This is a genomic window from Mucilaginibacter humi (assembly GCF_013087555.1).
This window is the reverse complement of sequence record NZ_JABFCR010000037.1, coordinates 1-18,221: the sequence shown is the minus strand read 5'-3', so window position 1 is coordinate 18,221 and position 18,221 is coordinate 1. Positions and strand designations below refer to the sequence as shown.

General features: G+C 43.7%; 24 protein-coding genes and 6 pseudogenes. 13 read left to right on the top strand and 17 right to left on the bottom strand.

Annotated elements, in window-relative coordinates; all coding sequences use genetic code 11:
• Nucleotides 1-61 precede the first annotated feature (61 nt).
• Nucleotides 62-711 (top strand): annotated as a pseudogene (trmB, locus tag HK413_RS08925) (tRNA (guanosine(46)-N7)-methyltransferase TrmB).
• A 9-nt stretch (nucleotides 712-720) separates the two neighbouring features.
• Complete coding sequence (locus HK413_RS08920) at nucleotides 721-1,053, top strand: MGMT family protein (RefSeq protein WP_175269938.1); 333 nt, start codon at nucleotides 721-723, stop codon at nucleotides 1,051-1,053.
• Nucleotides 1,054-1,153: 100 nt separating this feature from the next.
• Here the strand turns inward: HK413_RS08920 and HK413_RS15215 are convergent.
• The 3 genes and pseudogenes from HK413_RS15215 to HK413_RS08910 all read right to left on the bottom strand — a co-directional run bounded on the left by HK413_RS15215 (nucleotide 1,154) and on the right by HK413_RS08910 (nucleotide 2,978).
• Nucleotides 1,154-1,917 (bottom strand): annotated as a pseudogene (locus HK413_RS15215) (exodeoxyribonuclease III).
• Nucleotides 1,918-1,924: 7 nt separating this feature from the next.
• On the bottom strand, nucleotides 1,925-2,629 hold the full coding sequence (locus tag HK413_RS08915; RefSeq protein WP_175269937.1) for a peptidylprolyl isomerase: 705 nt from the start codon (nucleotides 2,627-2,629) through the stop codon (nucleotides 1,925-1,927).
• A 4-nt stretch (nucleotides 2,630-2,633) separates the two neighbouring features.
• Nucleotides 2,634-2,978, bottom strand: a complete 345-nt coding sequence (locus HK413_RS08910) for a hypothetical protein (protein ID WP_175269936.1) — start codon at nucleotides 2,976-2,978, stop codon at nucleotides 2,634-2,636.
• A gap of 135 nt (nucleotides 2,979-3,113) precedes the next feature.
• Here HK413_RS08910 and HK413_RS08905 point away from each other — a divergent pair, with 135 nt between their 5' ends.
• From HK413_RS08905 to HK413_RS08885, 5 genes and pseudogenes are all read left to right on the top strand, one after another.
• Nucleotides 3,114-3,449 carry a hypothetical protein gene (locus HK413_RS08905; protein ID WP_175269935.1) on the top strand — a complete coding sequence of 112 codons (336 nt, stop codon included), beginning with the start codon at nucleotides 3,114-3,116 and terminating at the stop codon, nucleotides 3,447-3,449.
• 111 nt (nucleotides 3,450-3,560) lie between these two features.
• A pseudogene (locus HK413_RS08900) lies at nucleotides 3,561-4,189 on the top strand (carboxypeptidase-like regulatory domain-containing protein); the annotation flags it as partial.
• Entirely contained in the window at nucleotides 4,190-5,074 is an 885-nt protein-coding gene (locus HK413_RS21035) for a TonB-dependent receptor (protein ID WP_317169416.1), read from the top strand. It abuts the pseudogene before it with no gap.
• Nucleotides 4,972-5,610, top strand: coding sequence for a TonB-dependent receptor domain-containing protein (locus HK413_RS08890; RefSeq protein ID WP_175269948.1), 639 nt, complete (start codon nucleotides 4,972-4,974; stop codon nucleotides 5,608-5,610). Before HK413_RS21035 ends, HK413_RS08890 begins: the two co-directional genes overlap by 103 nt.
• 53 nt (nucleotides 5,611-5,663) lie before the next feature.
• Nucleotides 5,664-6,056 carry a hypothetical protein gene (locus HK413_RS08885; protein WP_175269933.1) on the top strand — a complete coding sequence of 131 codons (393 nt, stop codon included), beginning with the start codon at nucleotides 5,664-5,666 and terminating at the stop codon, nucleotides 6,054-6,056.
• Nucleotides 6,057-6,162: 106 nt separating this feature from the next.
• Here HK413_RS08885 and HK413_RS08880 read toward each other — a convergent pair whose 3' ends face one another.
• The 11 genes and pseudogenes from HK413_RS08880 to HK413_RS21025 all read right to left on the bottom strand — a co-directional run bounded on the left by HK413_RS08880 (nucleotide 6,163) and on the right by HK413_RS21025 (nucleotide 11,217).
• On the bottom strand, nucleotides 6,163-6,855 hold the full coding sequence (locus HK413_RS08880; RefSeq protein ID WP_175269932.1) for a peptidoglycan DD-metalloendopeptidase family protein: 693 nt from the start codon (nucleotides 6,853-6,855) through the stop codon (nucleotides 6,163-6,165).
• Nucleotides 6,856-6,967: 112 nt separating this feature from the next.
• Entirely contained in the window at nucleotides 6,968-7,339 is a 372-nt protein-coding gene (gene rbfA, locus HK413_RS08875; RefSeq protein WP_175269931.1) for a 30S ribosome-binding factor RbfA, read from the bottom strand.
• Nucleotides 7,340-7,409: 70 nt separating this feature from the next.
• Nucleotides 7,410-7,727 carry a hypothetical protein gene (locus HK413_RS08870; RefSeq protein WP_175269930.1) on the bottom strand — a complete coding sequence of 106 codons (318 nt, stop codon included), beginning with the start codon at nucleotides 7,725-7,727 and terminating at the stop codon, nucleotides 7,410-7,412.
• Between the two features lie 59 nt (nucleotides 7,728-7,786).
• Nucleotides 7,787-8,035, bottom strand: a complete 249-nt coding sequence (locus HK413_RS17535; RefSeq protein ID WP_246230101.1) for an ABC transporter permease family protein — start codon at nucleotides 8,033-8,035, stop codon at nucleotides 7,787-7,789.
• 29 nt (nucleotides 8,036-8,064) lie between these two features.
• Nucleotides 8,065-8,187 (bottom strand): hypothetical protein, encoded by a 123-nt coding sequence (locus tag HK413_RS19775; protein ID WP_262886851.1) that lies wholly within the window; start codon nucleotides 8,185-8,187, stop codon nucleotides 8,065-8,067.
• A gap of 95 nt (nucleotides 8,188-8,282) precedes the next feature.
• Nucleotides 8,283-8,573 carry a hypothetical protein gene (locus HK413_RS17530; protein WP_246230099.1) on the bottom strand — a complete coding sequence of 97 codons (291 nt, stop codon included), beginning with the start codon at nucleotides 8,571-8,573 and terminating at the stop codon, nucleotides 8,283-8,285.
• Between the two features lie 5 nt (nucleotides 8,574-8,578).
• A complete protein-coding gene (locus tag HK413_RS17525; protein WP_246230097.1) occupies nucleotides 8,579-9,013 on the bottom strand; it encodes an ABC transporter permease in 435 nt (144 codons plus the stop codon).
• 154 nt (nucleotides 9,014-9,167) lie between these two features.
• Nucleotides 9,168-9,716 (bottom strand): MBL fold metallo-hydrolase, encoded by a 549-nt coding sequence (locus HK413_RS08860; protein ID WP_449406793.1) that lies wholly within the window; start codon nucleotides 9,714-9,716, stop codon nucleotides 9,168-9,170.
• Nucleotides 9,717-9,826: 110 nt separating this feature from the next.
• A pseudogene (gene gldD / locus HK413_RS08855) lies at nucleotides 9,827-10,421 on the bottom strand (gliding motility lipoprotein GldD).
• Entirely contained in the window at nucleotides 10,418-10,933 is a 516-nt protein-coding gene (locus HK413_RS21030; protein ID WP_317169414.1) for a shikimate dehydrogenase family protein, read from the bottom strand. The pseudogene gldD and the gene HK413_RS21030 overlap by 4 nt, the downstream one beginning before the upstream one ends.
• A 77-nt stretch (nucleotides 10,934-11,010) precedes the next feature.
• Complete coding sequence (locus HK413_RS21025) at nucleotides 11,011-11,217, bottom strand: hypothetical protein (protein ID WP_317169413.1); 207 nt, start codon at nucleotides 11,215-11,217, stop codon at nucleotides 11,011-11,013.
• 52 nt (nucleotides 11,218-11,269) lie between these two features.
• On the opposite strand from HK413_RS21025, the pseudogene ahcY reads away from it, so the two are divergent.
• Nucleotides 11,270-12,741 (top strand): annotated as a pseudogene (gene ahcY / locus HK413_RS08845) (adenosylhomocysteinase).
• 65 nt (nucleotides 12,742-12,806) lie between these two features.
• Here ahcY and HK413_RS08840 read toward each other — a convergent pair.
• Complete coding sequence (locus tag HK413_RS08840) at nucleotides 12,807-13,538, bottom strand: SIMPL domain-containing protein (RefSeq protein WP_175269929.1); 732 nt, start codon at nucleotides 13,536-13,538, stop codon at nucleotides 12,807-12,809.
• A gap of 53 nt (nucleotides 13,539-13,591) precedes the next feature.
• Nucleotides 13,592-14,461 carry a glutamate--tRNA ligase family protein gene (locus HK413_RS08835; protein WP_175269928.1) on the bottom strand — a complete coding sequence of 290 codons (870 nt, stop codon included), beginning with the start codon at nucleotides 14,459-14,461 and terminating at the stop codon, nucleotides 13,592-13,594.
• Nucleotides 14,462-14,939: 478 nt separating this feature from the next.
• On the opposite strand from HK413_RS08835, the gene HK413_RS15210 reads away from it, so the two are divergent.
• The 4 genes and pseudogenes from HK413_RS15210 to HK413_RS17515 form a co-directional block, all read left to right on the top strand.
• Entirely contained in the window at nucleotides 14,940-15,104 is a 165-nt protein-coding gene (locus tag HK413_RS15210) for a hypothetical protein (protein WP_217452188.1), read from the top strand.
• A gap of 539 nt (nucleotides 15,105-15,643) precedes the next feature.
• Nucleotides 15,644-16,054 (top strand): hypothetical protein, encoded by a 411-nt coding sequence (locus tag HK413_RS08825; protein WP_175269927.1) that lies wholly within the window; start codon nucleotides 15,644-15,646, stop codon nucleotides 16,052-16,054.
• Nucleotides 16,018-16,284, top strand: coding sequence for a glycoside hydrolase family 76 protein (locus HK413_RS19770; RefSeq protein WP_175269926.1), 267 nt, complete (start codon nucleotides 16,018-16,020; stop codon nucleotides 16,282-16,284). The genes HK413_RS08825 and HK413_RS19770 overlap by 37 nt, the downstream gene beginning before the upstream one ends.
• Before the next feature lie 67 nt (nucleotides 16,285-16,351).
• Nucleotides 16,352-17,005: pseudogene (locus HK413_RS17515) on the top strand (glycoside hydrolase family 76 protein); the annotation flags it as partial.
• 185 nt (nucleotides 17,006-17,190) lie between these two features.
• Here HK413_RS17515 and HK413_RS08805 read toward each other — a convergent pair.
• Nucleotides 17,191-17,517 carry an adenosylhomocysteinase gene (locus HK413_RS08805; protein WP_175269924.1) on the bottom strand — a complete coding sequence of 109 codons (327 nt, stop codon included), beginning with the start codon at nucleotides 17,515-17,517 and terminating at the stop codon, nucleotides 17,191-17,193.
• A gap of 485 nt (nucleotides 17,518-18,002) precedes the next feature.
• On the opposite strand from HK413_RS08805, the gene HK413_RS08800 reads away from it, so the two are divergent.
• The gene (locus tag HK413_RS08800) at nucleotides 18,003-18,164 is read left to right on the top strand and encodes a hypothetical protein (RefSeq protein ID WP_175269923.1); all 162 of its coding nucleotides are present in this window, start codon (nucleotides 18,003-18,005) and stop codon (nucleotides 18,162-18,164) included.
• The last annotated feature ends 57 nt before the right edge of the window (nucleotides 18,165-18,221 follow it).

Below are 18,221 nucleotides of genomic sequence, written 5' to 3'. Positions count from 1 at the left end.
GATGCAAAGTCCGCGATTGCTTCGTCGTACCTCCTCGCAATGACATATTTTTTTAATAGCAGTGGGAAAAGATAAACTAAGACGTTTTGCCGAGATAGAAACTTTCAGCAACGTTTTACAACTGGATGCAGGGAAGCCTTATAAGGGCCAATGGAGCAAAGAATTTTTTAAGAACGATAACCCGGTAGTGCTTGAACTGGCCTGCGGTAAGGGCGAGTACACAGTAAACCCGGCGGTAATGTTCCCTGACAAGAATTTTATTGGAATAGATTATAAAGGCAACCGCATTTGGCGTGGCGCTAAAACAGCTATCGAAGATGATGTACCTAACGTAGCTTTTATACGCATGCAGATTGAAACGCTGACTGAATTTTTTGCACCGGGTGAAGTAGATGAGATCTGGATAACTTTCCCGGATCCGCAGCCGCAATTAAGCCGGGAAAAAAACGGTTAACATCCCCACGCTTTTTAAATATGTATAAAGAGGTATTGAAACCGGGTGGCTGTATAAACCTTAAAACAGATAATGACGGGTTTTATGAATACACTGCCGGGAAGGTAAAGGAGTTAAATTTGAAAGAGCACATTAACACCGCCGATCTTTACCATTCGGAGTATGCCGACGAGGTGTTATCCATCAAAACCTACTACGAAAAGAAATATTTAAAGGATAATAAGAATATTAACTACCTTAAATTCTCATTCGAATAATTAGCCGGTATGCCCGATTATAACTTTTATGATAACGTTTATGATGTAGCCCGACAAATCCCTGCCGGGCGCGTAACATCGTACGGTGCTATCGCCAGTTATTTGGGTACAAAGGGTTCGTCAAGGATGGTGGGCTATGCCATGCAGGTCTGTGGCAATGCCCAACCGCCGGTGCCCGCACACCGGGTTGTTAACCGCCGGGGACTCTTGACTGCCAAGTTCCATTTTGGTGGCGACAGGATGCAGCAGCTATTGGAAGCCGAAGGCGTAAAAGTTAAAGACGACCAGGTGCAGGATTTTAAAACTGTATTTTGGGACCCGAATATAGAATTAGCCCTATAGAAAGGTTTGTCATCCTGAGCATAGCGAAGGATCTTCTAAGCGCGACTGGTATGATGTATAAGATTCTTCGCTATGCTCAGAATGACAATTTGATTTGTGGCTAAAACTCTAGCTCCAACAACATCGGGCAATGATCAGAATGCTTTGCTTCCGGTAAAATAGCAACCCGTTTGATATTATCCTCCAACTCTTTACTCGCCATGGCGTAATCAATGCGCCAGCCCGGGTTTTTGGCGCGGGCGTTAAACCGGAAGCTCCACCGGTATAGTTATGCGGTTCTTTGTTTACATGCCGGAAGGTATCCACATAGCCCGACTCGATAAAGTTTTCCATCCACTCGCGCTCCTCAGGTAAAAAGCCGGATGAATTGGCGTTTGATTTTGGGTTATGGATATCTATCGGGCGATGGCAAATATTATAATCGCCGCAAATAACCGGCGGGGATGCGTAACTTTTAACAGGGTAAGATACTTCCCAAATTCATCCAAAAATCTAAACTTAAACGCCTGCCTGTCCTCACCGCTTGAACCCGACGGGAAGTAAACGCTCATTACCGATACCTCATCAAAGTCGACACGGATATTGCGGCCCTCGCGGTCAAAATCTGCAATACCACAGCCGTATTCTATATGATTTGGAGTGCGTTTGGTTAGTATAGCGGTACCGCTATAGCCTTTCTTTTCGGCCGGGAACCAGTAATGCTGATAGCCTAATGCCTCAACCAGTGCAAGTCGGTTAATACATCTGGCGTAGCCTTAATTTCCTGCAGGCAAATTACGTCGGCATCAGTAGCCTGTACCCGGCCAGCCAGTTTTTATTTATCGCAGAGCGGATGCCGTTTACGTTGTAAGTGATGATCTTCATGCCCAGATTACTTATCTAAACCTAACAATTTATCCAGATCCTTACACTCACCTTTTGAAAGCACTGTAACTGTCATCGGCACATTCTCTAATGGGCGGTCATGCTCATCTTTTTTAACGGCGGCTATGCGGTCAACCATGTCAATGCTGGTAACTACTTCCCCATAAACGGTGTAGTTTTGGTCGAGGTGTGGTGTGCCGCCAACCGATTTATAAATTTCGCGTTGGGCTGCAGGAATCTCACGACCCTTTAAACGACCTTTTATTAATTTATCCAGCTCCTCATCAGTAAAGCGTTTACCTTCTACAATGTAAAACTGGCAACCGCTTGATGCTTTAGCCGGGTTATCATCACGTGCGGCTGCTAATGCGCCACGTTTATGGAAAAGCGACTCATAAAATTCAGACGGTACGGTATAACCAACATCACCATTGCCCAACTCGGCGCCGGCTTTGTTTTTACTCGTGTCGCGCGAGTCGGGGTCGCCTCCCCGGATCATAAAGTTTTGGATCACCCTGTGAAACAGTGTGCCATTATAAAATCCTTTTTTAGCCAGCTTTATAAAATTGTCGCGGTGCTGCGGGGTTTCGTTATATAAACGGATGATCACCTCGCCATAGGCGGTGCTTATTTTTACGTATTGATTTTTAGGTGGTTTTGCAAAAGCGGCAGCTGTGAGCAGTATAAAAGCAAGGGTAAAAAGTCTTTTCATAAGGTTAATTAATTTCGTCCTCAAAATAGTTAATTATTAATGATTTTATCACCATCTCCTGTTCTAATAAAGTATAGTTAGGGATCACTTTTACCAGTTTCCAGTGCGGCCAGCCGTCCTGGTCCAAACCTTCCAGCTCATAAAAACCCATCATGCTAAATAATTTACAATTGGCAATATGCATCAGCTCTTCTTTTTGGCGCTTGCTAAACTTGCGCGGGCCCTGTCCCAGTTCCTGTACACCAATTAAAAACAGCATTACCTTAACATCAGGTATCTCGCTGTCAAAATCCTGCGCTATCCGCTGCTGTAACTCACTCCATTTTTTGTTGATCTCTGCCGGTGTCATACCGGCAAATATACATTGCCGGCGGTGCTATTTATACAGAAAATGCAATTGTTATTGCAACATTATTGCTTTTGCTTGTTGATTTTACATTTTAATGCTTAATTTTGCGGTAGATTTAAAAAAGCACTGCTTATTTTGAAAAGGTACAAGGCAAATATATTCTACTCATGGCTGTTATTGGTCTGCTTTATAGCGGGGCAATATATAGTTTATAGCCACCAGCATAAAATTAATGCCAGCCATACTTCTAAATCGCATGACGTAGCCAAAAACCAATCGCGCACCATAGTTCAGGAAAAATGTTCGGTATGCGATGCTATGCACCATACAAACGCGGTAATAAATCAAGTTACTTATTTTAATCCTAATATTGTTACAAAGCATTTTTACAAGGTTTACAACTACGATTTTGTAAGCATTGCTTTAGTATTATCAGCCGGGCGCGCTCCGCCGGTTTTAGCATCCTGCTAATTATAATTTGACGATTGTTTTATCGTTCAAAAAAGTATCCTAACAATATTTAAGAGCAACAAGTACGTAATTCTGTTTAAAGAAAAGGTCGTACTCAAACATAACTTCACAATGAAATTCCATATAAAATTAATAGGCCTGCTATTTATCATGCTGGCAAATACCTTCCTTACCAAAGCCGAAGAACCGGACCCGGGAACAATATCAGGTACGGTAACCGATAAGAAAGACGGTTCACCCATTGTAGGCGCCACCGTAAGCATCCCCGATTTGAAAACCGGCACCATTACCGATGCTAACGGCAAGTACACCTTAAATCATCTATCAAAAGGGACCTATATTGTTCAGTTTAGCTATGTGGGTTATTCCAGCGTTACTCAACGGGTCGACCTCTCTAAAGCGACAGTATTGAATGTGCAGCTGCAAACCTCATTTATTGAAGCCGGCGAGGTAATTATTACCGGCGTAAGCCGCGCAACCGAATTAAAGCGCAGCCCTATCCCAATGGCGGCCGTCGGTAAATCATTTATCGACCAACGATCGGCAGCGGGCAATGTTATTGATATGATAGCCAATTTGCCAGGCGTAAGCGCGGTGACTACCGGCCCTAATATCTCTAAGCCGTTTATCCATGGTTTAGGCTACAACCGGGTTATTACCTTAATGGATGGCATACGCCGGAGGGCCAGCAATGGGGCGACGAGCATGGCGTAGAGGTCGACCAAAACTCAATAGACCGTGTGGAGGTTATCAAGGGCCCTGCCAGTTTAACCTACGGGTCGGACGCTATTGGCGGTGTGGTGAATTTAATATCGCCGCCGCCGGTGCCTGAGGGAACAATATCCGGATCTGTTATGGCTACCTATGGTACCAACCAGGGGTTGTTCAATAACTCACTAAGATTGCAGGGCCATAATAATGGTTGGGTATGGGGGACGATCCTGTCGGCCAAGGAAGGTAAAGCCTACCAGAACCAGCACGACGGCCGCGTATTTGCCACAGGCTTTAAAGAAAAGGGTGCACGGGCCATGATCGGCCTGAACAAAGCCCGGGGATACTCTTATTTCAATGCGTCGTTATTTGATGACCAGCAAGCCATTCCTGATGGCAGCCGCGATGATGTTACCCGCCAGTTTACTAAACAGGTTACAGAAGATGATGCCTTCAGGCCCATTGTTTCTCCAGCTGAATTAAACTCGTACAATATCCCTGCACTGCACCAGCATGTGCAGCTTTACCGCATTTATAACAACAGTAATTTTATCCTTGATAATGGTGCCAACCTCTTTGTAAATTTAGGCTACCAGTTTAGCCACAGGCGGGAATATACCCACCCTGAAGATGCTACAACCGCGGGCCTTAACCTGCACTTAACTACCTACACTTACGATTTTAAGTATAATCAAACTTTTGGCGATGATTACGAAACCACTTTCGGCTTAAACGGGCAATACCAAAACAATACCATTGGCGGGGCTACCGATTTCCCGATACCGGCTTATCACCAGTTTGATATAGGGCCATTCGCAACTATAAAAAGAGTTTTGGCAAGCTTGATCTATCCGCAGGCGCACGCTATGATTACCGGTCGTTTAACGGGCAACCGGCTTATATTGATACCTTAAGTGCTAAGTATCCGCAATTATATACCGGCAGCAATACGTCTGCTACAGGCGTAATTAAACAGTTTGATGCTTTAAATAAAACCTTCACCGGCTTTTCGGGCAGCTTTGGCGCAACCTATAATGCAACCGACCGTTTCTTTTTAAAGGCGAACATATCGCGCGGTTTCAGGGCGCCAAGTATTTCGGAACTTTCGGCCAACGGTCCTGACCCGGGTTCGCAGATCTATCATACCGGCAACAGCAGCTTTAAACCCGAGTTTAGTGTGCAGGAAGACATTGGCGCATTCCTAACCCTACCCAATGTATCGGCCAGTGTGGAGTTGTTTAATAATGATATTGAGAATTATATTTACCAGCAACAGGTATTAAATCCCGATGGCAGCGCGGCTGTTAATCCTAACTATCCGCAATACACCGTATTTACATATACCCAAAGCAAAGCGCGCATTAATGGCGGTGAAGTTAGCCGGATATCCATCCAACCTCATGGCTGCATATTGAAAACAACCTGGCCCTTACTTATGGCAAAAACTTAGGCAATGGGGGCCCGGTTGCCGACAGCTTAAAATACCTGCCATTTATACCGCCATTGCATTCGCATTCTGAATTGCGGGGTACGTTTGCTAAAGGATTTTCAAAATTCAAAAACGTCTACGCGTTTGTCGGATTAGATCATTACAGTGCGCAGGATCGTTTCTTTTCGGCCTACGGTACAGAAACCTATACCGCAGGATATAACCTGTTAAGCGCGGGCATAGGGGGCAACCTGGTTAACGCTGCAGGCAGAAAGGTACTTGAATTATTTATTGAAGGCACTAACCCGGGTAATGTAAATTACCAATCGAACATGAGCCGCCTAAAATACTTTGATAACGCCGAAACCGCACCGGGTGTGCAACGCGGCATATTTAATATGGGCCGCAATGTAAGCTTTAAGGTGATTGTGCCTTTTGAACTGGCGCATAAAGCCGCGGCTAACTAATTAATCCTCCCTGTCATTTCGAAACGCAGTGAGAAATCTTAAACGCGCGATAGCAGCATGCCGTATAAGATTTCTCACTCGTTCCTCGTATCGAAACGACAAAAGTTTATTTAGGGAACTGTAATATCAAATTAGGATCAGGAATATTCTTCAGCCATTTATCCTTCTCAGAAAAACGCGCGACGCCCGGGTAATCGCCGGCTTTGCCTTCCATATCAAACATCAGTTGAAAATGCAGGTGCGGGGGCCAATTGCCGTTCTCGTTAATATCTCCAAAAGTTGCTATCTGTTGATTTTTGCTGATGGGCTGCCCAACGCTTAAGCCATGTAAGCTAACGCGTGACAGATGCCCGTAAAGGCTGAATAATTGCAGTCCGTCCAAATCATGCTGCAAAATTATGGTCGGGCCGTAATCGCCAAAATTATTATTGTCCCGGAAGCTATGGACAGTCCCATCCAGCGGCGCATAAACCCGTGTACCCGCATCACTCCAGATATCAACGCCTAAATGCAGGCGGCGGGGTTCGCCATCCGTATCAAAATGTTTGCTGCGGGCGTAGATTGTGCGGTGCTCCATATAGCCGCCAATGCCATAGCGGTAATTACCTGCGGCAAGTTTGGTATTGATCCACTCGCTAAACTTTTGGCTATCGGCAATAGTATCAATGTCCGTGTCGGTATTGGCTGCTGTGAAATCGAAAGGATAGAGTTTATCTTTGGCCGTGTCGTAATCAACCACTTTGCCAATAGCAGTTGGGTTTGCTTTGAGGTAGGTGGTTAGCTTTGTGGCTGGGGTCATGGTTTGGTTGCCTCACCCGAAGTTCCTCTCCAAAGGAGAGGGACTTCGATGCAAGTTGCATAATTTTTTATTGAAAGCCCTTCTCCTTTGGAGAGGGGTTGGGGTGAGGCTCTTACTCCGTATCCGGCTGCTTCTCTTCCCTATGTATTTTATCAAAGATCTTGTCCATACGGTCGACATATTCGCTGGTATCATCAATAAAAAACTCCAGCTGCGGTATTACTCTTACCCGGTCCTTTATACGGCTGCCCAGTTTATAACGGATCTCTGAGGCGTGCAGCTTTATAGTTTGCAGCGCCTGTGCGTTATTGGCTGTATTAAAAAAGCTTAAAAACACCCTTGCAATTGCCGGGTCGGGTGTAACCCTTACTTTGGTTATGGTTACCATCGTATTTGGTAAATAACTCATTCCTTCGCGCTGAAAGATAGCGGCAAGGTCCTCTTGTATTACTCCGGCAAATTTTTGTTGACGTTTTGATTCCATAATTATTTAATTAACGCCAAACAGGCAAATCAGTTTCAATTTTAATATTTACAAATTAATATTAAGTAGTTTACTTGCAACCGGCAGGTATATCTTTTGTGATCTTTATTAATTTAGTTACCACCACCGTGCTGTCAAAAGCCACACCGGCAGCCGATTTTATTTTGTTACCTTCTGCTTCAATATAAACCCGGTCGCCGTATTTTTCAAAGCTAATTAATTGCGCGTATTTTAGTTCTAATTGTGCACAACTATCGGCAACCCAAAAATCGGTTTGGGTGCCACAGGGCCGAAAGGTTTTAGCGCCCGGCTCAAAGCTATATAATCCTTTAAAAATATTCGGGGTATGCTTTTCTTTTTGATCAGCTTTATGTTTACAGGACAACATACCCGCTATTATAAGCAATCCTGTAAAAACATATATCTTAACTAAACGCATGGCTCAAATTATAAATCCTGTTTAATATCATCCAACCCTTTTACACTTAGTGTCGCGCTGATAGCTGATGCTATGACCGATATCACCGTAACCGTTAAAAATACCAGTCCAAAATCGCCTAACCTCATATCAATAGGATAAGCGTTGTTTGTAACGGATAAACTTTCGTTCACCTTAATAAAGCTATAGTGTTGTTGCAATATACAAAATACAAAGCCAAGCACAATACCTGTTATACAGCCAACTAATGATATCATTAATCCTTCGAAAAAGAAAATACCTTGTATTAACTGTTTATTGGCACCCGGCTGGTAAGTATGGCAATATCCTTACGTTTCTCTATTACCAAAATAGTTAACGACCCAATTATATTAAACGCGGCAATTATTACAACAAAAGCCAATATCATAAACATGGCCCACTTTTCGAAATTAAGGGTTTGATATAATGCAGTATTTTGCTGCCTGCGGCTCTTTACTATAAATTTGTTGCCAATCCTGCTTTCTATCTCTGTTTGTACGGTTGCCGGTCGGTACCCGGTTTATAATTAAGATCGATGTAGGATACTCCCTTAGCTTCTTCAAACAGGCTGCGGGTAAAATCGATGGGTACAATAACCAGGTCGTCAAACTCCTGCTGTACGGCAAAGGCGCCGGCCGTGTTAATATTTCGCGATATAAATTCATCGCCCGGGTTTAGTGATATGCCGTTACCACGCCTTGGCGCATAGATGCGTAACGACCGCATTTCGTCATGAATATTAACGGATAAATTATTTTTTACTATGGCCCCCATAACGGCTAAGGGCCTGCCATCCAGTGCAGCGTGAAGGAGCCATCCTGTATAATACTATCCAGGCGCGGGTTCTTTAAAAATTCATCACTAACACCACGGATATTGGCTATAAAGGTTTTGTCGTTATACTGCACCACTACTTTGTCCTCTAATACTTCGGTGTACGAGAATATGCGGACATCTTTATGTATTCCTTGAAATTGCAGCGTGTTGGGGTCAAACGTCTTACCCATCTTTGCTGATATCCTTATCTCGGGCGAGAAATTGCTGTACATATTTAATATGGTCGACTCCAGCCCGTTAAATACAGATAGCAGGATGATCAATGCTGCCGTACCAATTAAAATCCCCAGCATAGAAATACCTGATATAATATTAATAGCGTGCATTTTCTTGGTAGAAAACAGGTATCGCTTAGCTATGTATATGGAGGTATTCAATTACGTTGTACGTTTTAATAGCGTAAAAGTACGTAAAACGTAAACGTTAAACGTACAACCTAACGCTACGTTAAAAAAGGATTATGCAGTTTCTCAAAGCCGATCGTAGTTTCCGGGCCGTGACCGGGATAAATAGTGCAGCTATCGGGCAGGGTTAATAGTTTTTTTCGATGTTAGCTATCAGCGTTTTAAAGTCGCCGCCGGGCAGGTCGGTACGGCCAATGCTGCCCCTAAATAGTACGTCGCCGCCAATTACCAGGTTAGCTTCCTCGTCATGAAAACATAGGTGAGCTGGCGAGTGGCCGGGCGCATATATCAAACTTAAAGTAGTGTTACCAAAACTTACAGTACCGGTTTCGCCTAAAAAAGTATCGGGTACCGGCGATGGCTCATAACGGATGCCATATTGCGGGGCATAACCTGCAACGGCTTCCAGCACCGGCAATTCGCCTTTATTAAATTGCGGTTTTAGTCCATACATGTCAAACACAAATTTATTGCCTAAAACGTGGTCTATATGGCAATGTGTGTTTAATAGCACTACAGGTTTTAAGTTATTATCCTTTATAAAATTTACCACCGCGTTTTGCTCGGCAGCATTATCCATACCGGGGTCGATGATCGCGCATTCGCCGGTTTCATCATATAAAATATAAGTGTTTTCCTGGAAAGGATTGTTGGAGAGTACTTTTACTATTGACATATTTTGTTGTACTTTTTATGTTTTACGTTAGACGTGGTAGGTTATACGTGAATTATAGCAGACTTTAGAAAACGTATAACGTAATACGTACAACGTCAAATGTAAATACGTTATTTCCACCTAAAGCTTTTTATCATCACGTTAATATCCTGCTTAACAAAATTAAGTACAGGCTGGATGGAATCAAGCCGGGGTTCGTTATTAAAATATAAGGCACCACGGATATAGTTTTTCACACTGTCGGTTAAAAAAACTGTACCGATGATGCCGAATTACCGCCAATGGTATAATAAAGGCCGTAAACCTTATGCCCGGGCACGCTGATATTCCCCGGTCGATAGCCGTAGCTTTAACGGTGTTTTTAAAGGCAAACTTGCGTGCGTCCTCTGTTAACTGGCGAAACACATCCTTTGATGTTATGGTTTCATAACTTAAATGCAGCGTACCGTTAAACTGCGGAAACTGCATATTTAACAGGTGGTTCATGTTGATCAGTTTTGGCCCTATGCGCGTTTGCGTATCTTTCTCTATCCGGGCATATACCGGGTATTGGAATGAAAACGGATAGGCTGATACAAACTCTTTATATTCCTTTTTGGGGAACTCTATCCTGAAATACCCTCTTGGCTTAGGCGAATAATCATTATTGCTGCCACAGGCCGAAAAAAACAGTACTGTTATTATTAAGATTACAAATATCTTCATGGGTGTTTTTCTTTTGAATTCCATATCTCCCATGATTTTTCGGCTTGCAGCACTAACATTTCGTAACCGTTTTTTGGGGTCGCGCCACGCTCAGCGCCTTTTCTTAAAAACTCGGTTTCAGGCGGGTTATAGATCAGGTCGTACAGTAAATGATCTTTTGTTATGGCATCGTACGGTATCGGCGGAAACTCGTGGATATTAGGAGCGGTACCTAACGGCGTAGTATTGATAATTAAATTATGGCCCTTAATATGGCGTGGTTTCAAATCCTTAAACAATAAATTTTCGCCATGCGGTTTGCGGGTAACCACCCTATAGTTAATATCTAAGTTCTGTAATACACATTTAACCGCTTGCGCAGCGCCTCCATCGCCTAAAACCAATGCGTCGGTATGGTGATTCTTTAACAGCGGGCGCAATGACATTTCAAACCCATACAAGTCGGTATTAAATCCTTCCAGCCTGAAATCATGCCCGCCAACACCAACCTCACCATTAAACGCGGCCAGCACAGGGCTTTCTTTAGTTATCCGGATACAGTTTACCGCGCCTGCGGTACGGGCGTCATGCTCTATCCAGTCAAGGTACCTTAATACATTTTTTTATGCGGAACAGTCACATTTAATCCTAACAGATCAGGATGCGCATCCAACAGGTCCTGCAAATCTTTAATATGTTCAAGGGTATAAAGATCATATACAGCGTCTTTAATATCCTCATCTAAAAACTTTTGGGTAAAGTATTTTTTTGAAAAAGAATGCGAAAGCGGGAAACCGATAAGCCCATATTGTTTCATGGTGTAATATTACCAACAAACAACGAGGATTTTAAATTTTTTGTTTGACGGGATGAGGGATTATTGCCCCGAACATTACTTGCCTGTGCAACAAATTGTTGGATTGTTATCACCATCATGCAATAATCGCAAAATGAATACTTTACAATTTCAGTTTGACCGGGGAATGTGTTATTTTTGCACTTCAAAAAAAAAAAAATCAAACGCTATGTCATCAGTAGAGACCGCTTACACCAAGTACAAAGTAAAAGACTTTTCGTTAGCCGAATGGGGCCGGAAAGAGATTGAGTTAGCCGAAGCAGAAATGCCAGGGCTTAATGGCGCTTCGCCGGGAATTTGGCGCTGCACAACCATTAAAAGGTGCGCGCATTGCAGGTTGCCTGCACATGACCATCAAACAGCTGTGTTAATTGAAACACTGGTTGCATTAGGTGCAGAAGTTACCTGGTCATCATGTAACATTTTTCAACACAAGATCACGCTGCTGCTGCTGTTGCCGCTGCAGGTGTTTCTGTTTACGCCCGGAAAGGTTTAAACGAAGCTGATTTTGATTGGTGCATCGAACAAACATTGTTCTTTGGCGAAGATCGTAAACCGCTAAACATGATCCTTGATGATGGTGGCGATTTAACTAATATGGTATTTGACCGTTACCCTGAATTAGTTGCAGGTATTAGAGGTTTATCAGAAGAAACCACTACAGGCGTACACCGTTTATATGAGCGTGTTAAAGCGGGTACTTTACCAATCCCTGCTATCAACATTAACGACTCTGTAACCAAATCAAAATTTGATAACAAATATGGTTGCCGCGAATCATTGGTTGACGCTATTCGCCGTGCAACTGACGTTATGATGGCCGGTAAAGTAGGCGTTGTTTGCGGTTATGGCGACGTAGGTAAAGGCTCGGCAGATTCATTACGTAACGCCGGTGTACGTGTTATAGTTACCGAAATTGACCCTATCTGCGCATTACAGGCAGCTATGGAAGGTTATGAAGTTAAAAAATTAAGCACCGCTATTGCCGAGGCTGATATTGTGGTAACCGCTACAGGTAACAAAAACATTGTTCGCGAAGAGCATTTCCGCGCATTGAAAGATAAAGCCATCGTTTGTAACATTGGCCACTTTGATAACGAGATTGACATGGCCTGGTTAAACAGCGCTTATGGCAATACCAAAATCGAAATTAAACCACAGGTGGATAAATATACCATCAACGGTAAAGACGTTATTGTTTTAGCAGAAGGCCGTTTGGTAAACTTAGGTTGTGCTACAGGCCACCCAAGCTTTGTAATGAGTAACAGCTTCACTAACCAAACTTTAGCACAGTTAGAGCTTTGGACAAACGCTGCTGCTTACGAAAACAAAGTTTACACCTTACCAAAACACTTAGACGAGAAAGTTGCTCGTTTACACCTTGCTAAAATTGGTGTTGAACTGGAAGTACTTGACCAGGATCAGGCCGAATATATCGGCGTAACTGTTGAAGGTCCGTTTAAACCGGAGTACTATCGTTACTAAGATAAAAGCCGAAAGGTAAAAGCATAAAGCAAAAAGGGCTTGATTTTAGGATCAGGCCCTTTTTTTTAATTAGACTGAAACTCCATTCTGATAGTAATTGAGCCGGTTTTAAGCCTGCTTGAAGTGTTGAACGATCCGCCGTAGCTATAATCTTCATTGCTGTTTTTGCCGGTGATCTGGAAAACACCCATGGTGGCCTTTTTTAATTTACCTAACGAGCTGCCTGCATTTTTTGCGATAGTTTCTGCTCTTTCTTTTGCATCGGCACTGGCTTTGCCCAGCAACTCCATTTTTATATCGCTTAGTTTGGTGTTATAAAATAAGGGTGATGATGAATTTAACTCAATACCGGTTTCTATCAGCTCAGTAGCTTCGCGCGAGATCTTATCAACTTTGTCTATTTCGGTCGATTCTACCTTTACTGCTTGCACCAGACTATAGCCGGTAAATTGTTGCCCTATGTTTCTGCCATTCCCGTCAAGCATGGGCCCAAACTCTTTATTGATGGTTACCGAAGAAAAAACCATTTCCGCATTAGTGATCCCCTTTTTTAAGAGATATTGGCGAATGGTGTTCTCATCAGCCTTAAGCGCCGCGTAAGCACTTTTCAGATCGGCGGATTTGCGCGAGTAGGTGCCATTCCAGACAATTAAATTGCTATTGAAATCCTTTTCGGCCAGCCCGGTAACAACTATAGTTTCCATGGTTGTAGAGCGGTATTTATAGGCCCCGCCAATTATGGCAAATGCAATTATAGCCGACAGGCCAATAATAATAGCAGTAAGATATGGTTTCATGTGTTCTGAATTTACACTGTGACGCTAAAAAGTAAGAATGGTTTAGGTTAAACCTATAGCTGTGTAATAATGTTTTCAAAGCTTCGTAATCCTTCAACGCCCAGCATCTGGCCTATTTCTTCATAAACGTCCGCTGCTGTGTTACCCTGCTCGCGTACATACTTTATAGAAGTAACCCCGGCAGACTTGGATAGTTTTTTATCGCTACCCTCCATAACCAACGGGTGATGATGAAAGATAGTGTTTTTAAACACGACTAAATCTAAAACATCAGCCAAATAAAGCTGAGCAATGGTGGATGGGTACAGGTCCTCGCCACGTACCACAAGGTCCACTCCAAAATGCAGATCGTCAATTACCGATGCCAGTTGATATGCCGGGAAACCATCTTTCTTTTTTACCACAAAATCTTTTAGCGTATCGGGTAATCGTGCTTTTATAATACCCTTATTAAGGGTTTTAACAGTTAACTCTTTTTCGTCGGTAATTAAGCGCCAGGCGGTCTCGGGTGTATCTAAGGGAATAGAACGATTGCGGCAAGTACCGGGATAAATGCCATCCTGCAATTGCGCCCGCGAGCATTGACAGGCAAACACAACGCCATGATCGGCTAACTGTTTCAACGCGTCTTTATACAATTCCATCCTGTGTAGTTGCGACCAGTTAGCTTTATAATCATTTATGTCACGCGGGCCTTCATCCCGGGTGATGTTTAAGAAGTTAAGGGTATCAAAAATATCCTGCACGTAATTTAGATTTACGCGCTGCTGGTCCAGGTCGTCTATCCGCAGTAAAACTTTAGCCCCCGATTTGCGGGCCAGCGCCGCCGTTAACGCAAACGACAGGGCGTTACCCAAATGTAAATAACCGCTTGGGGTAGGGGCTATACGTGTTTTAGTAAAATGGATGGGATTGGCTTGCATTAGCGCCAAATTAGGTTAAATGATCCTAAATAAAAAAGGCCCTGATAAATCAGGGCCCGCATTATATTGAGATCAGTTTTTTAATTGATGTTGGTAGCTTTTGCTACTTGTTCAAAATTATTAAGGTTAAGCCCCGGGTTGTGTAACATTAAATTGGTTAGCTCTGTACCAGCTATTATAACTACCCTTATGTCTAAACCGGTTGAAGTAAAGTTTGCTTTCAAGTCTATATATCCAACTCCGTAGGCCAGTAAGTTTAAGGTATTGCCAGATTCGCTATACGGTAAAGGGTTCCGAGGATGTTGTGGCGCCGGTATTTCTGAAGTACACTAAAACTATGCCTTTATCGACGATTCCCCGGTCAATTGCCGGCACCAGGAAGCGGGTATTACCTACTAAAAATACAGTTTTGTTGGAAAAATAATAACTAGCTACTGAAGTAGCGGGGCCCGTTGCACCAGTAGCCCCGGTTGCACCTGTGGCGCCATTACTTCCGTTTGCACCTGTGGCACCTGTTGCCCCGGTCGCGCCCGTAGCCCCGGTTGCGCCTACTGCACCATTTGTACCATTGGCTCCGGTTGCGCCAGTGGCGCCGGCTACACCCTGCGGTCCGCCCGCCCGGCAGCACCAGCTGCGCCGGTAGCACCTGTTGCGCCTGCCAGCCCTGTTGCGCCGGTAGCCCCTGTTGGGCCTGCAGGCCCCGGTGCGGTTGAACTTTTACAAGCGTTTAAACTAATTATAACAAATAAAAAAAGAGGTAATATGTATCTGATCCTCATGATATAGCATGTACGAATTTTGAATAGTGACGGTTTTTACGCAAGATAACCCATTTTAGTTGCACCAGTTGCATTGCTGGCAAATTATTTTCCTTTGGTTATATAAAATTAATAGACACACTTGTAATTACAACCTTTTACTAACACTGTAACGTATAAGCAATTATTATAAACGAGCCTATCCCTAACGGGCTAAATTACAACGTTGTTGACTAAGCTATTTTAAACGGATCTGCCGGTTGGTGGTTACCCCTTCGTTTACAATTTCTTGTGGTAGTTGGAGCTACAAATTGTTATTTATTAAAATAAGCAATTAATAAACCACAATACACACACCATTTAACTCTTACAATTATGAAAAGAACAACAATTTTGGTACTTACTGCCTGCCTGGCTTTTTTAGTTGCAGCAAAAAGAGGGCGCCACCGCGCCGTCGGCAGATGGGAAAACCAGCCCGGGATCAGTACCCGACGGGGCAATGTCCGGCTCATCATTCAACTCGTGGGTCCCGGCTGATGCCACCACTGCTTACAATGCTTTTAATACGGCATGTTACAATCCTACCACCAAGCTTTATTACAGCACTACCCTTAAAGATAACATAGCCGCTATCTGGACCAACGCCATATTCTGGGATATGGCAATGGATGCTTACATTCGTACCCGCAAATCGGCTGATCTTACCCGGGTTAATGACATGTACACCGGGGGCTATAACCAATACGATCATTACAACTGGAACAACACCACCGTATGGTTTATTTATGACGATATGATGTGGTGGGTAATGGCCCCGCCCGCGCCAACCAGCTAACCGGAAACGCTACTTATTTAACCACCGCACAGGCCGGGTTTGACAGGGTTTGGAACGGATCATATGACCCCGTGGGCGGAGGCATGTACTGGGACTTTAACCACTCGGGTAAAAATTCGTGCATTAACTTCCCTACCGTTATCGCGGCAATGCGGTTGTATACTATCACTGGTAACAGCGCTTATTTAACCAAGGCACAAAATATTTATACCGGGCCAAAGCCAATTTAACCAACACCACCACCGGCCAGGTTTATGACAACAAGATAGGCAGCAACCCGCCGGGCGGCCAGCTTATACTTATAACGCCGGAACAGCCATAGGCGCGGCGTATGCTTTATACAAGCAAAGCGGCAACAGCGCCTATTTATCAGACGCTACCCGTTATGCCGATTACGTTAAAAACAATCTTTGCAACGCGCAGGGCATACTCCCAGCCGAAGGTGATTTTAACGAGCAGGGCGTAATGAAAGCCATATTTGCCGATTATATTATGCAGCTGATAAACGAAGGCAAGCAAACCCAATACCTAAGCTGGATCCAAACCAATGTTGATACCGGCTGGGCCAACCGCGACCCTGCACGTAATTTAACTTACCGCAACTACGCTGTACCTTGCCCTACCGGCTACATTCAAACTTACGAGGCTTGCAGCCCGGTAGCGTTTATGCAGCTTTACCCGGGTGTTACTTTTTACCAAAACACGCTTTATGGCGGCACGGTAACCGGCACCATCCCCAAAGGAAATTATACGCTAAGCCAGCTCACGCCTTTTGGTTTTGTTAACGATTGGGCATCGTCGGCCAAAGTACCACAGGGCTGGACAGTTACCATGTATAAAGACGATAATTTTACAGGGCAAACCTGGACATTGCCAAGCGGCGATACCCCGCATTTCCCTAACTTAACACCAACTGCCAATGACTTGGTAACATCCGTTAAGATCCAATAAAGACCTGCATTCAACCTAACCCGTAAGCATAACCGGCACTGTGCCAGTTATGCTTTTTTAAAACGAAACTCTTTCTAAACCTTTGTTTATTCCCGCAGTGATCATGGCGCCGTAACCGTCGTTGGTTAAATATATAGCATGATCAAACGCCAATTGATAGTTTTCGCGGGCTTTTGCGTAATTGTTTAAATCTTCATAGCCCTTACCAATATTGAGATATAGCGACCTAATGCAACCAGTGTTTCAATTAACACAGCTGTTTGGATGGTCATGTGCAGGCAACCTGCAATGCGCGCACCTTTAATGGTTGTGCAGCGCCAAATTCCTGGCGAAGCGCCATTTAAGCCTGGCATTTCTGCTTCGGCTAACTCAATCTCTTTCCGGCCCCATTCGGCTAACGAAAAGTCTTTACTTTGTACTTGGTGTAAGCGGTCTCTACTGATGACGCGTTTGATTTTTTGAAGTGCAAAAGTAACACATTCCCCGTCAAACTGAAATTGTAAAGTATTCATTTGCGATTATTGCATGATGGTGATAACAATCCAACAATTTGTTTGAGCAAGTAATGTTCGGGGGCAATAATCCCTCATCCCGTCAAACAAAAAATTTAAAATCCTCGTTTGTTTGTTGGTAATATTACCATAAACAATATGGGCTTATCGGTTTCCCGCTTTCGCATTCTTTTCAAAAAAATACTTTACCCAAAAGTTTTTAGATGAGGATATTAAAGACGCTGTATGATCTTTATACCCTTGAACATATTAAAATTTGCAGGACCTGTTGGATGCGCATCCTGATCTGTTAGGATTAAATGTGACTGTTCACGCATAAAAAATGTATTAAGGTACCTTGACTGGATAGAGCATGACGCCCGTACCGCAGGCGCGGTAAACTGTATCCCGGATAACTAAAGAAAACCTGTGCTAGCCGCGTTTAATGGTGAGGTTGGTGTTGGCGGGCATGATTTCAGGCTGGGAAGGATTTAATACCGACTTGTATGGGTTTGTCATTGCGCCCGCTGTTAAAGAATACCTATACCGACGCATTGGTTTTAGGCGATGGAGGCGCTGCGCAAGCAGTTAAATGTGTATTACAGAACTTAGATATTAACTATAGGGTGGTTTACCCGCAAACCGCATGGCGAAAATTTATTGTTTAGGATTGAAACCACGCCATATTAAGGGCCATAATTTAATTATCAATACTACGCCGTTAG

Coding starts and splice junctions, on each gene's coding strand:
- HK413_RS08870 (WP_175269930.1), bottom strand. CDS start 7,727: ATGTTGTCCTGTAAACATAAAGCTGATCAAAAAGAAAAGCATACCCCG.
- HK413_RS17535 (WP_246230101.1), bottom strand. CDS start 8,035: ATGATATCATTAGTTGGCTGTATAACAGGTATTGTGCTTGGCTTTGTA.
- HK413_RS08860 (WP_449406793.1), bottom strand. CDS start 9,716: ATGTCAATAGTAAAAGTACTCTCCAACAATCCTTTCCAGGAAAACACT.
- HK413_RS17530 (WP_246230099.1), bottom strand. CDS start 8,573: ATGGGGGCCATAGTAAAAAATAATTTATCCGTTAATATTCATGACGAA.
- HK413_RS08800 (WP_175269923.1), top strand. CDS start 18,003: ATGGGTTTGTCATTGCGCCCGCTGTTAAAGAATACCTATACCGACGCA.
- HK413_RS08835 (WP_175269928.1), bottom strand. CDS start 14,461: ATGCAAGCCAATCCCATCCATTTTACTAAAACACGTATAGCCCCTACC.
- HK413_RS21025 (WP_317169413.1), bottom strand. CDS start 11,217: ATGAAACAATATGGGCTTATCGGTTTCCCGCTTTCGCATTCTTTTTCA.
- HK413_RS08805 (WP_175269924.1), bottom strand. CDS start 17,517: ATGAATACTTTACAATTTCAGTTTGACGGGGAATGTGTTACTTTTGCA.
- HK413_RS19775 (WP_262886851.1), bottom strand. CDS start 8,187: ATGATATTGGCTTTTGTTGTAATAATTGCCGCGTTTAATATAATTGGG.
- HK413_RS08880 (WP_175269932.1), bottom strand. CDS start 6,855: ATGACCCCAGCCACAAAGCTAACCACCTACCTCAAAGCAAACCCAACT.
- HK413_RS08920 (WP_175269938.1), top strand. CDS start 721: ATGCCCGATTATAACTTTTATGATAACGTTTATGATGTAGCCCGACAA.
- HK413_RS08915 (WP_175269937.1), bottom strand. CDS start 2,629: ATGAAAAGACTTTTTACCCTTGCTTTTATACTGCTCACAGCTGCCGCT.
- rbfA (WP_175269931.1), bottom strand. CDS start 7,339: ATGGAATCAAAACGTCAACAAAAATTTGCCGGAGTAATACAAGAGGAC.
- HK413_RS08910 (WP_175269936.1), bottom strand. CDS start 2,978: ATGACACCGGCAGAGATCAACAAAAAATGGAGTGAGTTACAGCAGCGG.
- HK413_RS08840 (WP_175269929.1), bottom strand. CDS start 13,538: ATGAAACCATATCTTACTGCTATTATTATTGGCCTGTCGGCTATAATT.